The organism is Salinivibrio sp. PR5, assembly GCF_001996085.1.
GTDB lineage: Bacteria > Pseudomonadota > Gammaproteobacteria > Enterobacterales > Vibrionaceae > Salinivibrio > Salinivibrio proteolyticus.
In genome coordinates this window covers 1-14,834 of record NZ_MUFK01000013.1, presented here as the reverse complement: position 1 = coordinate 14,834, position 14,834 = coordinate 1, and the positions used below count along the sequence as shown (strand labels likewise).

13 protein-coding genes and 2 tRNA genes are annotated in these 14,834 nt (G+C 50.9%); 13 read left to right on the top strand and 2 right to left on the bottom strand.

Annotation, left to right across the window (positions count from 1 at the left end):
- The first annotated feature begins 3 nt into the window (after nt 1-3).
- Nucleotides 4-1,341, top strand: coding sequence for a phosphoglucosamine mutase (glmM, locus tag BZG82_RS06955; RefSeq protein WP_077765471.1), 1,338 nt, complete (start codon nt 4-6; stop codon nt 1,339-1,341).
- Here the strand turns inward: glmM and BZG82_RS16380 are convergent.
- Entirely contained in the window at nt 1,338-1,508 is a 171-nt protein-coding gene (locus tag BZG82_RS16380) for a hypothetical protein (RefSeq protein WP_158074958.1), read from the bottom strand. The two genes, glmM and BZG82_RS16380, sit on opposite strands and share 4 nt — an antisense overlap.
- A gap of 10 nt (nt 1,509-1,518) precedes the next feature.
- Here BZG82_RS16380 and secG point away from each other — a divergent pair, with 10 nt between their 5' ends.
- The 9 genes from secG to rpsO all read left to right on the top strand — a co-directional run bounded on the left by secG (nt 1,519) and on the right by rpsO (nt 9,202).
- Nucleotides 1,519-1,857: a preprotein translocase subunit SecG gene (gene secG / locus BZG82_RS06950; protein ID WP_069589908.1), complete on the top strand. Its 339-nt coding sequence runs from the start codon at nt 1,519-1,521 to the stop codon at nt 1,855-1,857.
- Between the two features lie 7 nt (nt 1,858-1,864).
- A tRNA-Leu gene (locus BZG82_RS06945) sits at nt 1,865-1,951 on the top strand.
- Between the two features lie 65 nt (nt 1,952-2,016).
- Nucleotides 2,017-2,093 (top strand) — tRNA-Met (locus tag BZG82_RS06940).
- A 420-nt stretch (nt 2,094-2,513) separates the two neighbouring features.
- Nucleotides 2,514-2,975 carry a ribosome maturation factor RimP gene (rimP, locus tag BZG82_RS06935; RefSeq protein ID WP_077765470.1) on the top strand — a complete coding sequence of 154 codons (462 nt, stop codon included), beginning with the start codon at nt 2,514-2,516 and terminating at the stop codon, nt 2,973-2,975.
- A 15-nt stretch (nt 2,976-2,990) separates the two neighbouring features.
- On the top strand, nt 2,991-4,478 hold the full coding sequence (gene nusA, locus BZG82_RS06930) for a transcription termination factor NusA (RefSeq protein ID WP_069589911.1): 1,488 nt from the start codon (nt 2,991-2,993) through the stop codon (nt 4,476-4,478).
- A 21-nt stretch (nt 4,479-4,499) separates the two neighbouring features.
- On the top strand, nt 4,500-7,217 hold the full coding sequence (gene infB / locus BZG82_RS06925; protein WP_077480629.1) for a translation initiation factor IF-2: 2,718 nt from the start codon (nt 4,500-4,502) through the stop codon (nt 7,215-7,217).
- Nucleotides 7,218-7,304: 87 nt separating this feature from the next.
- Nucleotides 7,305-7,697 carry a 30S ribosome-binding factor RbfA gene (rbfA, locus tag BZG82_RS06920; protein ID WP_069589913.1) on the top strand — a complete coding sequence of 131 codons (393 nt, stop codon included), beginning with the start codon at nt 7,305-7,307 and terminating at the stop codon, nt 7,695-7,697.
- A gap of 3 nt (nt 7,698-7,700) precedes the next feature.
- Nucleotides 7,701-8,678: a tRNA pseudouridine(55) synthase TruB gene (gene truB / locus BZG82_RS06915; RefSeq protein ID WP_077765469.1), complete on the top strand. Its 978-nt coding sequence runs from the start codon at nt 7,701-7,703 to the stop codon at nt 8,676-8,678.
- Between the two features lie 254 nt (nt 8,679-8,932).
- Nucleotides 8,933-9,202: a 30S ribosomal protein S15 gene (rpsO, locus tag BZG82_RS06910; RefSeq protein ID WP_069589916.1), complete on the top strand. Its 270-nt coding sequence runs from the start codon at nt 8,933-8,935 to the stop codon at nt 9,200-9,202.
- Nucleotides 9,203-9,324: 122 nt separating this feature from the next.
- On the opposite strand, the gene metE is transcribed toward rpsO, so the two are convergent.
- The gene (gene metE, locus BZG82_RS06905) at nt 9,325-11,595 is read right to left on the bottom strand and encodes a 5-methyltetrahydropteroyltriglutamate--homocysteine S-methyltransferase (RefSeq protein WP_077765468.1); all 2,271 of its coding nucleotides are present in this window, start codon (nt 11,593-11,595) and stop codon (nt 9,325-9,327) included.
- A gap of 102 nt (nt 11,596-11,697) precedes the next feature.
- Between metE and BZG82_RS06900 the strand changes: the two genes are divergently transcribed.
- From BZG82_RS06900 to BZG82_RS06890, 3 genes are all read left to right on the top strand, one after another.
- Nucleotides 11,698-12,594, top strand: a complete 897-nt coding sequence (locus BZG82_RS06900) for a LysR family transcriptional regulator (protein ID WP_077765486.1) — start codon at nt 11,698-11,700, stop codon at nt 12,592-12,594.
- Between the two features lie 221 nt (nt 12,595-12,815).
- Nucleotides 12,816-13,439: a hypothetical protein gene (locus BZG82_RS06895; RefSeq protein WP_077765467.1), complete on the top strand. Its 624-nt coding sequence runs from the start codon at nt 12,816-12,818 to the stop codon at nt 13,437-13,439.
- Complete coding sequence (locus BZG82_RS06890; protein WP_108742966.1) at nt 13,436-14,677, top strand: hypothetical protein; 1,242 nt, start codon at nt 13,436-13,438, stop codon at nt 14,675-14,677. Before BZG82_RS06895 ends, BZG82_RS06890 begins: the two co-directional genes overlap by 4 nt.
- The last annotated feature ends 157 nt before the right edge of the window (nt 14,678-14,834 follow it).

The window sequence follows — 14,834 nt, the reverse complement described above, 5'->3', positions numbered from 1 at the left end:
ACAATGGCAGAACGTAAATATTTCGGTACCGATGGGGTACGTGGCAAGGTAGGTGAATTCCCGATTACCCCTGAGTTTATGCTCAAGCTTGGTTGGGCTGCTGGGCGTGTCTTGTCGCAACAAGGTACTCGTAAGGTACTGATTGGTAAAGACACCCGTATTTCAGGCTATATGCTCGAATCGGCCCTCGAGTCAGGTTTATCTGCCGCTGGTCTTGAGGCCGCATTTACCGGTCCGATGCCAACCCCTGCGATCGCGTATCTGACTCAAACCTTCCGCGCTGAAGCGGGCATTGTGATCTCGGCTTCTCATAATCCGCACTACGATAATGGAATTAAATTTTTCTCGTCGGAAGGCACCAAGCTACCCGATGCGGTTGAGCTGGCTATCGAAGCCGAGCTTGAAAAGCCGTTGAGCTGTGTGGAGTCCGCCGAGCTGGGTAAAGCGAGCCGCATTAATGATGCCGCGGGGCGCTACATCGAATTCTGTAAAGGCACCTTCCCCAGCGCACTAAGCCTGAGCGGCCTCAAGATTGTGCTCGATTGCGCGCATGGTGCAACCTACCATATTGCTCCTTCAGTCTTCCGAGAGCTGGGGGCAGAGGTAACGACGATTGGTTGTGCCCCCAACGGCACCAACATTAACGACAAAGTTGGTGCGACAGACGTGCGTGCGTTGCAGCAGCGTGTTCTGGAAGAAAAAGCGGATCTTGGCGTTGCGTTTGACGGGGACGGCGATCGCGTGATCATGGTGGATCATCTTGGTAACAAGGTCGATGGTGATCAAATCGCCTATATCATTGCGCGTGAGAGCCTGCGTCGCGGTGAACTTAAAGGTGGTGTCGTTGGTACCCTGATGACCAACATGGGCATGGAACTGGCGCTTAAATCATTGGGTATTCCTTTTGCGCGCGCCAAAGTCGGTGATCGCTATGTGATGGAAATGCTGCAAGAGAAAGGTTGGCGTATCGGGGCAGAGAATTCCGGCCATGTGATTGTGCTGGATAAAGTGACTACCGGAGACGGCATTGTGGCTGCATTACAAGTGCTAGCCAGTGTTGCAGCGACCGGCATGGATTTAAAAACACTGACCGACGGTATGACGCTTCTGCCGCAAGTGCTGGAAAATGTCCGTTTTAAAGGTGATGTTGACCCACTACAAAGCGAAGCCGTGCTCGCCGCGAAAGCCAACGTGGAAGAAAAGCTGGGTGAAAAAGGGCGCGTACTGCTGCGCAAATCAGGTACTGAGCCACTTATCCGTATCATGGTTGAAGGGCCTGATGCGGAAACCGTAAAGGCTTATGCGCTTGAAATTGCAGAGGCAGTCAAAGCAAACTGTTAATAATTCATCAGCGGGTGGTTATAGAATGCGCAAACAGTGCCGAAATCAGGGTTTTTTGCATTTTTCTCTTGTTTCGGCATCAGGCTTTCGCTAGTATTCACCCGCTCCCAACGAAGGGGGCTGCGCTGGCTGAGAAGTAACACTGCCGGCTCAACAACCTGGAGCATAGGTGGAACCATGTACGAAATTCTACTTGTGATTTATCTGTTGGCCGCAATCGGTGTAATTGGCCTGGTTCTGGTTCAGCAAGGTAAAGGCGCAGATATGGGAGCCTCGTTCGGGGCTGGAGCATCAAACACAGTATTTGGCTCTGGCGGCTCTGGAAACTTTTTAACCCGAATGACAACCGGTTTTGCAATTGCATTTTTTGCCCTGAGCTTGGTGCTAGGTAACATGACAGCCCATAAGCCAAAAGCGCAAAGCGGTTTTGAAGATTTAAGTCAGCCTGCTGTAGAACAGCAAGCGACACAAACTGAGAATGAAATCCCTGTTGATAACAGCGAGATCCCTCAGTAAAAAATTTGCCGAGGTGGTGGAATTGGTAGACACGCTATCTTGAGGGGGTAGTGCCTGTATGGGCGTGCGGGTTCAAGTCCCGCTCTCGGCACCAAGGTTCTCAAAGTGCAATCACTTGCACCTTTGAAAGAAAAGGCGATATAATCATTGCCACTCGGACGCGGGATGGAGCAGTCTGGTAGCTCGTCGGGCTCATAACCCGAAGGTCGTCGGTTCAAATCCGGCTCCCGCAACCAAATTTAGGTTTTGGAAGGTTAGGCTGCTGCACAGCAGAAGGTTGTCGAAGCTGCACTTCGCGATAAAATCCATCTTCCGCAACCACATTTAGTTAGCTGTTTACTCAACTGCTAAACTGAAAGACGCGTTAGCGTTCTTTTACAAAGTTACGCTAACTCGGCTAGCCAACGGCTGGCCGTTTTGCCCTCGGGGCAGTGCCAATAAAAACCATTTTTATCGGCACGGAGAGTTACTCTCTCGTTATTGCTGAAATATTTCCGAGACCAGCGATAACGGCTATACCAAAGACATGCGTCACTGGTATAGCATCAGGGTCCAGTTACATTAAACCCCGATTATCGGGGTTTTTTGTTATCTGAAAACGACCATTCGGATAGTAACTGGGCTTTTAAGCCCTTTTTTTATTTCTGGGGTTTGGAATGACAGGATTAGAGAAACAACTGACTGAACTTTTGACCGCGCCGGTTGAGGCGTTGGACTATGAGTTAGTTGGACTAGAGTTCGTTCGGGCTGGCCAACACTCAACATTGCGTATTTTTATTGACCATGAAAATGGCATTACTGTCGACGATTGCGCCGATGTAAGCCGTCAGGTTAGCGCAGTGTTGGATGTGGAAGACCCAATCACAGTGGCGTACAACCTGGAAGTGTCATCGCCAGGCGTGGATCGCCCACTGTTCACCGCTGATCATTATCAGCAATTCATCGGGCATGAAGTGAACATCGTGCTGAAAATGGCTATGCAAAACCGCCGTAAGTGGAAAGGAGAAATCCTTTCTGTCGATGGCGACACCATCACGGTTCGCGTTGACGGCCAAGATGAGGCGTTTGCCTTGAGTAATATCGCCAAAGCAAACCTGGTTCCTTCATTTTMAAAGTAAATGAGGCATTAGTAGATGAATAAAGAAATCTTGGCTGTTGTCGAAGCGGTCTCAAACGAAAAAGCCGTTCCGCGTGAGCGTATTTTTGAGGCACTGGAAACCGCACTGGCAACGGCAACCAAAAAGAAGTACGAAGCCGACATTGATGTACGTATCGCCATTGATCGCAAAACCGGTGAATTCGATACCTTCCGTCGTTGGCTCGTGGTTGACGAAGTCACATTGCCAACCCGTGAAATAACATTGGAAGCGGCGCAATACGAAGACGAAACGATTGAACTTGGTGGTTACATCGAAGACGAAATCGAGTCTGTCACTTTTGACCGTATTACCACCCAAACCGCGAAGCAGGTGATTGTACAAAAAGTACGTGAAGCTGAGCGTGCACAAGTGGTTGAACAGTTCATGGATAACGAAGGTGAACTGGTTACCGGTGTAGTGAAAAAAGTGAATCGTGATGTAATCATCGTGGATCTGGGTAATAACGCAGAAGCCGTGATTCAGCGTGACGATCAACTACCGCGTGAAAACTTCCGTCCAGGCGACCGCGTCCGTGGCTTGCTGTATGCTGTGCGCCCAGAAGCGCGTGGTTTCCAGCTCTTCATGACGCGCTCAAAGCCAGAGATGCTGATCGAACTGTTCCGCATTGAAGTGCCGGAAATTGGCGAAGAAATGATTGAGCTGATGGGTGCAGCACGCGATCCAGGCTCACGTGCGAAAATTGCGGTGAAGACCAACGACAAACGCATTGACCCTGTCGGCGCTTGTGTCGGTATGCGTGGTGCGCGCGTCCAAGCCGTTTCGGGTGAGTTAGGCGGTGAGCGTATTGACATCGTGCTTTGGGACGATAACCCAGCGCAATTTGTGATCAATGCAATGGCACCAGCCGATGTGGCCTCTATCATCGTCGATGAAGACACCCACACCATGGATATTGCTGTTGAGGCAGATAACCTAGCACAGGCGATCGGCCGCAATGGTCAAAACGTACGTTTAGCGTCACAACTGACCGGTTGGGAACTGAACGTCATGACGGTTGAAGACCTTCAGAAAAAACACCAAGAAGAAGCACAAGCCTCATTGGAGCTGTTTGTTAAACACCTCGACATCGATGAAGACTTTGCCGCGACCTTGGTTGACGAAGGTTTCACCACTCTAGAAGAAGTGGCCTACGTTCCAACGAGCGAAATGCTCGAAATTGATGGCCTAGATGAAGACACTGTCGACATTTTGCGCTCACGTGCCAAAGAAGCGTTGACCACCATCGCACTGGCACAAGAAGAGTCGCTGGAAGGCGCTGAGCCTGCTGACGATCTGTTGGCGCTGGAAGGTCTTTCTCGCGAAATGGCCTTTAAATTGGCGGCGAAAGGCGTGAAAACGCTGGAAGATCTTGCCGACCAAGGCACCGATGATCTGTTGGACATTGAAGGATTGGACGAAGTAAGTGCGGGCGAGCTCATTATGGCAGCACGTAATATTTGCTGGTTCAGCGACGAAGCGTAAAGACGGCAAAGGAGGAGCAGAATGTCAGAGGTTACAGTACATACACTGGCGAAGGAAATTGATACGCCAGTCGATCGTCTGCTGAAGCAGTTTAAAGAAGCTGGTATGCAAAAGTCAGCTGACGATCAGGTAAGCCAAGATGAAAAACAAGCCTTGTTGGCGCATCTCAAACGTGAGCACGGCGACAACGGCAATGCTCCGACGCGTCTGACGCTACAGCGCAAAAAACGCAGCACGCTGAGCGTCTCAGGAGCTGGCGGAAAGAACAAAGATGTCCAAGTTGAGGTGCGTAAGAAACGCACCTATGTGAAACGTAGCGAGCTTGAAGAGCAAAAGGTTGCGCAAGAAGCGGAAGAACGTGCCAAACGTGAAGCCGAAGAGAAAGCGCGCCAAGAAGCTGAAGAGCAAGCGAAGCGTGAAGCAGAAGCGAAAGCCAAGCGTGAAGCTGAAGAAAAAGCCAAACGCGAAGCTGAAGAGAAAGCCAAACGCGAAGCCGAAGAGAAAGCTAAGCGTGAAGCCAAACCGCAAGCGCAACCACAAAACGAGCAGTCCGAAGAGGACGCAGCGGAGACTGCTGCGGCTCGTGCTGCCGATGCGCAAGCGAAGAAAGAAGCTGATGAACTTAAGCGTCGCCAGGAAGAGGAAGCCAAGCGTAAAGCTGAAGAAGAAAGTCAGCGGCAGTTAGAAGAGGCACGCAAAATGGCAGAAGCAAACCAAGAACGCTGGTCTGAACAAGATCAAGCGCTAACCACCATGGAGGCAGCTGATCACCATACAGTTACCTCTCAGTATGCCCGCGAAGCGGAAGACGAAGCGGATCGTCGCGAAGAAAGTGCTGCACCGCGTCGTAAGAAAAAGAAAAAAGCGACTCAAGCTGAGGATAAATCACCTCGTGGCCGTCGTGGCAAAGGTGGGAAAGGCAAAGGCCGCATGGCTAAGCCAACCTCGATGCAACACGGTTTTAAAAAGCCAGCGCAAAAAGTAAACCGTGAAGTTGAAATCGGTGAAACCATCACCGTTGCCGAGTTGGCCAACAAAATGGCGGTAAAAGGCGCTGAAGTCGTTAAAACCATGATGAAAATGGGCGCGATGGCGACCATTAACCAAGTGATTGACCAAGAGACTGCACAGCTTGTTGCAGAGGAAATGGGTCACAAGGTTATCTTGCGTAAAGAAAACGAGCTGGAAGAAGCGGTACTGTCTGATCGTGACAACAATGCACCCGTTGCGCCACGTGCGCCAGTCGTTACCATCATGGGTCACGTTGACCATGGTAAAACCTCGCTGCTTGACTACATCCGTAAGGCACACGTTGCCACGGGCGAAGCGGGCGGTATTACCCAGCACATTGGTGCGTACCACGTACAAACCGACAATGGCATGATCACATTCCTGGATACCCCAGGACACGCCGCGTTTACCGCGATGCGTGCACGTGGTGCCGGTGCAACGGATATCGTTGTCTTGGTGGTTGCTGCCGACGACGGCGTAATGCCACAAACCATCGAAGCGATCCAACACGCAAAAGCGGCCGGTGTGCCTCTTATCGTGGCGGTGAACAAGATGGATAAAGAGGGTGCTAACCCTGACAACGTGAAGAACGAACTGGCACAGCATGACGTGATCCCAGAAGACTGGGGTGGTGAGAACATGTTTGTTCACGTGTCTGCGAAACAAGGCCAAAACATCGATGCGCTTCTAGAAGCTATCTTGCTGCAATCAGAAGTCCTTGAGCTGAAAGCGGTTAAAGATGGTATGGCGCGTGGCGTTGTGGTTGAATCTCGCCTCGACAAAGGCCGTGGTCCAGTTGCTACCGTATTGGTTCAAGAAGGTACGCTCAAAAAAGGCGATATCGTTCTGTGTGGTCTGGAATATGGCCGTGTCCGTGCGATGCGTGATGAAAATGGCCAAGAAGTAGAAGAAGCGGGACCTTCGATTCCTGTGGAAATTTTAGGCCTATCTGGCGTGCCTGCTGCGGGTGATGAAGCCACAGTTGTGCGTGACGAGAAGAAAGCGCGTGAAGTGGCGCTCTATCGTCAAGGCAAGTTCCGTGACGTGAAGCTGGCGCGTCAGCAAAAAGCCAAACTGGAAAACATGTTCTCGAACATGGAAGAAGGTGAAGTGGCTGAGCTGAACATCGTGCTTAAGGCTGACGTACAAGGCTCAGTGGAAGCGATCAACGATGCACTGGTTAAGCTCTCAACTGACGAAGTAAAAGTGAAAGTTGTGGGTTCTGGTGTTGGTGGTATCACTGAAACTGACGCAGTACTTGCGGCCGCGTCTAACGCCATTATCTGTGGCTTTAACGTGCGTGCGGATGCCGCTGCGCGTAAGACCATTGAAGCGGAAAGCTTGGATCTGCGTTACTACTCTGTCATCTACACCATGATTGATGAAGTGAAACAAGCGATGAGCGGTATGCTTGCGCCTGAATTCAAACAAGAAATCATCGGTTTGGCAGAAGTGCGTGATGTCTTCAAATCACCAAAACTGGGCGCCATTGCTGGTTGTCAGGTATCTGAAGGTGTGATTAAGCGTAACAACCCAATTCGTGTCCTACGTGAAAACGTGGTTATCTACGAAGGTGAGTTGGAATCACTACGCCGCTTCAAAGATGATGTGAACGAAGTGAAGAAAGGCTACGAATGTGGTATTGGCGTGAAGAACTACAATGATGTTCGCGTTGGTGACCAAATCGAAGTTTATGAAACCGTTGAGATTCAACGTTCAATTGACTAATTGAACGCGACAATACAACGAGGTTGTTTGGATACACCGTGGGGGGAGGCGCATGCGCTTACCCCCATTTTGTTGAGAGAAAAGATTATGGGTAAAGATTTTAGCCGTACTGATCGCGTTGCGCATCAGCTGCAAAAAGAGATTGCACTGATCCTACAACGCGAAATCAAAGACCCTCGCATCGGAATGGTCACCGTATCCGATGTGCAAATTTCACGTGATCTGGCGTATGCCAAAGTCTTCGTGACCTTTTTAACCGTCGATGAGCAAGCGCCTACCGAGAGCCTAAAGGCGCTGAACGAAGCCAGTGGCTACATCCGTTCATTGGTTGGCAAAGCGATTCGTTTGCGTGTGACCCCTGAGCTGACCTTCGTGTTTGACGAGTCACTGACTGAAGGGATGCGTATCTCGAACTTGGTCAGCAAGGCAGTACGCGATGACGATGAACGTCGCGGTGATGATGAAAAAGGTGAGGAGTAACTGATGGCGCGTCGTCAACGTCGTCGAGGTCGTCCGGTGGATGGGATTATCCTACTCGATAAACCAACCGGCATGACGTCCAATGATGCTTTACAAAAAGTAAAACGTATCTTCTTTGCGGAGAAAGCAGGCCACACGGGAGCACTGGATCCACTTGCAACTGGGATGCTGCCGATCTGTTTGGGTGAGGCAACCAAGTTCTCTCAGTTTCTGCTCGACTCCGATAAACGTTATCGAGTGGTCGCCAAGCTGGGTGAGCGTACCAATACTTCAGATGCAGATGGTGAAGTGGTAGAAACCCGTGACGTCAAAGTAAACCTAGGTTTGCTTGAGCGTTGTATTGCAAAATTCCGCGGGGAAACCCAGCAGATCCCATCGATGTTTTCGGCGTTGAAATACCAAGGGAAACCTTTGTATGAATACGCGCGCCAAGGCATCGAAGTACCACGTGAAGCGCGTACCATTAAGGTCTATCAGATTGAACTGCTGCGCTTTGAAGGTCATGAAATCGAGATGGAAGTGCATTGCTCAAAAGGCACCTACATCCGCACCATCGTTGACGATTTAGGTGAAATGCTTGGCTGTGGTGCACATGTCACGGCGCTGCGTCGTATTGGTGTGTCAGGCTATCCTGCGCGTAACATGGTGACCTTAGAGCAGCTTGAAAGTCTGCTTAACCAAGCGCGCGAGCAAGAGATCCAGCCAAAACAACTGCTCGATCCTTTGCTATTGTCACTTGATACGGCGGTACAAGATCTGCGCGAGATTAACCTACTGCCCGTCGTGGCAAGTTATGCGCTACAAGGTCAAGCGGTGCAAGTGCCTAACGCTCCGACCGAAGGGTATGTGCGTTTAACGGCTGGCGACGAGCGTCAGTTTATCGGTGTGGGTGAGATTGATGCTGATGGTCTGGTTGCGCCGCGCCGTTTGGTCGCGAGCCGTCAACCTGAGCCGCAAACCGCGCGCAGTGACAACGCCTAGATCACGTTGGCGGCACGCTCAGCTAAAACGCGCGCTTGCCAAGTACAGCTGGCACGAAACAGCGCGAGTATTATGCTGCGAATAAACGTACCGTATTTCAATCGCTAAGGTAGCGACGGTAAGAAACTGGCGTGATAGTCGGCAATAACATTGCGATACCCAGCTAAAACGGGTAGAATTCGCGCCTTCGGGCACTGGCTGAATCAGAGATTGGCTAGTGCATGATAATCACACACTCTTATTAGGAGAGCATTATGTCTCTGACTGCAGAAGCAAAAGCTAAAATCGTTGCTGATTTTGGTAAAACTGAGAACGACACTGGTTCACCAGAAGTTCAAATCGCCCTGTTGACTGCATCTATCAACGATCTGCAATCGCACTTCGCTGAGCACAAAGGTGACCACCACAGCCGTCGTGGCCTGCTACGCATGGTTTCACGTCGTCGTAAGCTGTTGGACTACCTGAAAAAGAACAATGTTGACCGTTACTTGGACGTTATCAAGCGTCTAGGCATCCGTCGCTAAGATTCTGGAGAAAAGGGAGCTCAGGCTCCCTTTTCTTTTGCGATAAAAAACGCGCCATCGGAGTTATCCGTGGCGCGTTTTTTGTTTGACGATGTTTTGGTCTTCGCGCTACTGACGCAGTATCACTGACGAAGTACTTTCGCCGCTGCAACCATATTTTCTAATGCCGGGATCACCTCATCCCATTGGCGGGTTTTTAGGCCGCAATCTGGGTTTACCCACAACCTTTCTTCCGGAATACGGGCGGCAGCCTTTTTCATTAACGCAATGATTTGTGCCTGACTGGGAATGTTTGGCGAGTGAATGTCATACACACCAGGACCAATATCATTGGGATAGTCAAAATGATCAAATGCATCCAACAGTTCCATATCCGAGCGTGAGGTTTCAATGGTGATCACGTCGGCGTCCATGTCAGCAATCGATGCGATGATATCGTTAAACTCGGAATAACACATATGTGTATGGATTTGCGTCTCGTCACTCACGCCATTGGCGGCAATTTTAAACGCGTTGATGGCCCAATCGAGGTAGTGTTGCCACTCACTGCGGCGCAGAGGTAACCCTTCACGGAGTGCCGCTTCATCTATTTGAATGATTTTAGTGCCGGCTTTCTCAAGATCTTGCACCTCTTGGCGGATCGCCAGTGCCAGTTGGTTACAGGTCTGAGATCGTGGCTGATCATCACGCACAAATGACCAATTAAGAATGGTGACCGGTCCAGTGAGCATGCCTTTCAGCGGCTTATCAGTCAGAGACTGAGCGTACTGGGTCCACTCCACTGTCATTGCTTTCGGGCGCTCAATATCCCCAAATAAAATCGGCGGCTTCACACAGCGAGAACCATACGATTGTACCCAGCCAAACTGACTGAACACATACCCATCCAGCTGTTCGCCAAAGTACTCCACCATATCGTTACGTTCAGCTTCACCGTGAACCAAGACATCGAGCCCTAACGCTTCTTGCTTTTCCACCGCATGGGCGATCTCTTTGCGCATAATGTCTTGATAAGTGGCGGCATCAATGTCGCCCCTCTTGTATTGCAAGCGTGTTTGGCGAATGGCACTGGTTTGTGGAAATGACCCTATGGTGGTGGTCGGGAAGCGCGGCAGTTTAAGCTGCTCGTGTTGCACGCGAATACGTTCGGCAAATGGACGTTGCCGTGTTCCTAACTGCGGTGTGATTGCTGCCAATGCGGCTTGCACCTTAGGGTTGTGTACGCGCGGTGATTGCTGACGGCTTTCGATTGCTTCACGATTATTGTCCAGCGCTGACTGAACGGTCTGACGGCCGTGATTAAGGGCGCGAGCGAGTACATCCAGCTCCTCGAGTTTTTGATGGGCAAAGGCAAGCCAGTTTTTTACCTCAGGATCGAGCTTTTGTTCGCTCGCCAAATCGACCGGCACGTGCAGCAAAGAGCAAGAGGGTGCGAGCCAGAGGCGATCCCCCAAAGATTGATGAATCGGTTCGAGCCACTCTAACGTAGCATCAAGGTTAGTTTTCCAAACATTACGACCATTAATCACACCCAGAGACAGAACGTGTTGATCGCTAAGCGATTCACGGTATGCATCCACATCCCCTCGGCCACGAATAGCATCCAAGTGCCAGCCGTCAACGGGCAACGATTGCGCTAATGGACGATTTTCAGCTTGCTCGCCGAAGTAGCTCGCCAGCAATAACTTGACCTTCGTTTGGCTTAATGCACGATACGCGGTTTTTAGCGCCGTCTGCCATTCAGGCGTGAGCTCCGTGACCAAGATCGGCTCATCGATTTGGATCCACTCAATGCCTTTCTCTGCCAGTTTGTTCAGTAAGGTTTGATATACGGGTAAGAGCTTATCGAGCAGATCTAGCTTGTTAGAGGCATCTTTTTCCTTACCTAGCCACAGATACGTGACGGGACCGACTAAAACCGGTTTGGCCTGAACACCAGCTTGTTTGGCTTCTTCTATTTGCGTCAATAGATTTTCAGCATGAAGACTAAACGTTGTTTGCGCGGTAAATTCTGGCACGATGTAGTGATAGTTAGTGTCAAACCACTTAGTCATCTCACCGGCGTGCACGCACTGGCAAGCACTATCGTTTGCTGAGCGACCGCGAGCGACGCGGAAGTAGTTGTCAAGGTCGTTGTCTTGGTGCGAGGCAACACGTTCAGGCACATTGCCGACTAAAAAGCTGGTGTCGAGTACATGATCATAAAATGAAAAGTCGCCAACGGGAGCGATGTCGAGTTCACTTTGTTGTTGCCAGTGACTGCGGCGCAGATCTTTCGCAAGATCGGTTAAGTCTTGTTGTGATGATTCGCCACGCCAGTAACGCTCGAGTGCAAATTTAAGTTCACGCTGTGCGCCGATACGTGGAAAGCCGAGATTATGAGTTTTAGCCATCTATACGTCCTCCTTTTCGATTGAAATCAGCATAGGGCTTTCTCGTTATGAACTAAAATGGCATTATTTCATCAATCAATGAATTTTGGTCATGGAAAAGACATGTTAGAACGTCACCACCTTCATATTCTGCGTGCCATCAAAGAGCAAGGGTCGCTTACCGCAGCCGCAGAGAGGCTATACCTCACTCAATCCGCGATCAGCCACGCAATGAAAAAACTGGAAAGCCAGCTCGGGATTCGTTTGTGGCAAAAGTCGGGGCGACAGCTTCATTTTACGCAAGCAGGTGAGTACTTGCTTACACTGTCTGAGCGTATGCTTCCTCAGTTCGAACACGCTGAACAGCAACTTAAACAATTTGCACAAGGCCAGCGTGGCACACTGCGCATTGGTATGGAGTGTCATCCTTGTTATCAGTGGTTGCTTAAGGTGGTTGAGCCTTTCTTGCATCAATGGCCGGATGTGGATGTTGACGTTAAGCAAAAGTTCCAATTTGGTGGTTTGGGCGCATTATTTGGCCATGAGATTGATGTACTCGTCACGCCCGATCCTTTGCTCAAGCCAGGTATAGAGTACGTATCCGTATTCGATTATGAACTCGTGCTGGTTACTCATCGCCAAAGTGCTCTGGCAGCGTTTGACTACGTTGAGCCCCATCAAGTGACGCAAGACGTCCTGATCACCTACCCAGTCGATCAATCGCGTTTAGATGTCTTTACCCAGTTCTTGGCGCCGGCGCACTGTGCCCCACGCAAACACAAAACGATTGAAACCACAGATATCATGCTGCAAATGGTTGCCGCAGGGCGAGGGATTGCGGCTTTGCCCAAATGGCTGGCTTTAGAATATCAACAGCGTTTAAACCTACATATTCTTCGCATGGGCGAACAAGGCATTCACAAGGCCATTCATCTTGGGATGCGAGAAGAAAAACGGGATGATTACATTGATGATTTTATCGTCAAGGCGCGTGATATATCGCTAGAACATTGCGAGTAAGTAAGCTTTATACAAGGTCGATTATCATACTGATCTAGCAACACATTCGCTCGATCTCATAAGACATGTTCTCCCTTGCCTATTTGTCTCATTTTTGAGCCGTATGGGTCGCACATTTCTGGTTAAAATCGCTTTTATCTATGTCTATATGCTTAGATAATCTGAGGTAATAGATATTTTGAATGCGTCTCACACTTTTCTCGGTTAAAGAGTCTTGTACTATGAAATCAATCTCGCTCTCTCGCAACGTTACAATCGACACAATTCAAGGCAGTGGCCGTGTTTTAGTCAATGGTGAACTGACCACACTCAGCGAAGGGGCTACGCTCCCGTCGGGAACCCAGCTTGGCTTGCCGGATAGCAGTGACACTGTTATCACCTTGAGTGACGGGACACGGCTTATGATTGAACCGCAGAGTGAATCGTCGGACTCTCTTTTTGACGCATTACCACAAGACGTCCAAGACGAAATCGCAGACATTCAGCAGCAAATCCTTGACGGTGAAGGCGAGATCACCATTCAAGAAGATCAGGCGACGGCTGCGGGGCAAGACGCGACCGGAAGTGGCTCGTGGAGCTATGTGAACATTGCGCGTGATGGAAGCGAGACCATCGCAAGCTCTGGATTTGACTCAGACTCGATTGCTAATAACGTAGGCGCGATTAGCACTAACCAAGAAGATGGCTTTGGGCGCTTGGTAGATACGACGGCGCCCAACGCGCCAGGTGTAACCATCCTCAACGATGCAAATAATGATGGTGTAATTAGCAGCCAAGAAATTGGCGGTGGTATCCGTGTATCTATCGATCTAACGGGCACCAACGCCACACAGCCGATGACGTGATTAACAAAGCCGAAAGCGGACAAACCATCGCGGTGACCGGTACGGCGAAAGGTGGCGACATCAGCGAAGGCGATGTGGTGACCATGACCATCAATGGTACCGAGTACACCACCACCGTGGATGGCAGTGGCAACTGGACAGTGGATGTGGCGGGTGCCGATCTGGCCGCGGACACCGAGTTCGAGGTGATCGTGAGCTCGACAGATGACGTGGGCAATACGGTAGAAAGCACTGGCTCATCAGAGCATACGGTGGATACGGCGGCCCCAGGCGAAGGTGGCGATAGCAGCAACAGCATCGCGTTCGACGATGCCGATGACCTGATCAACGAGAGCGAACAAACCTCCGTGACCTTCAGCGGCACGGTGGAAGACGGTGCGGCGATAGACAGCATCGTGATCAGCGACGGCGACGCCAACACGGCCGACATCACCGTGGATGCGAACGACATCAGCGTGGATGGTGATGGCAACGTGACCGTCATAGGCCAAGACGTGAGCAGCCTGGCCGATGGCGAGCTGACGGTGACCATGACGGTGACCGATGAAGCCGGAAACCAGGGCAGCGTGACGGATGTAGTTACGCTGGACACCGAGTACGGCGAAGACGGCGACGATGATGGCGATGGCATCACGCCGGCAAGTGTGAGCATCACGGACAGCACAGCTGACGACAATGATGATGAAATCACGGGCGACGAAACCGCGACCATCACGGTGAACTTCGGCGAGGGCGTGAGCTCAGGCTCAGCGCAAGTGGTCATCAGCGATAGCGATGCAGATAACGACGCGACAGTGACGTTAGACTTTACCTTGAATGCGGATGGCACGCTGACGTATGACGGCAGCACGATCGAGGCAGATGCAGGCGGCAACTACACTATCACAGGTGTGGACGTCAGCGGCCTGTCGAATGGCACCGTAACGGCGAACGCGACGTTCACTGACCAAGATGGCAACGTAGAGACCGCAGACGACACGGTTGCGAAAGACACCGAGTACGGCGAAGACGGCGACGATGATGGCGATACCATCACGGCACCAAGCGTGCTCATCACCGACAGCACAGCTGACGACGGTGATGATGAAATCACGGGCGACGAAACCGCGACCATCACGGTGAACTTCGGCGAGGGCGTGAGCTCAGGCTCAGCGCAAGTGGTCATCAGCGATAGCGATGCAGATAACGACGCGACAGTGACGTTAGACGTTACCTTGAATGCGGATGGCCACAGCTGACGACGGTGATGATGAAATCACGGGCGACGAAACCGCGACCATCACGGTGAACTTCGGCGAGGGCGTGAGCTCAGGCCCAGCGCAAGTGGTCATCAGCGATAGCGATGCAGATAACGACGCGACAGTGACGTTAGACGTTACCTTGAATGCGGATGGC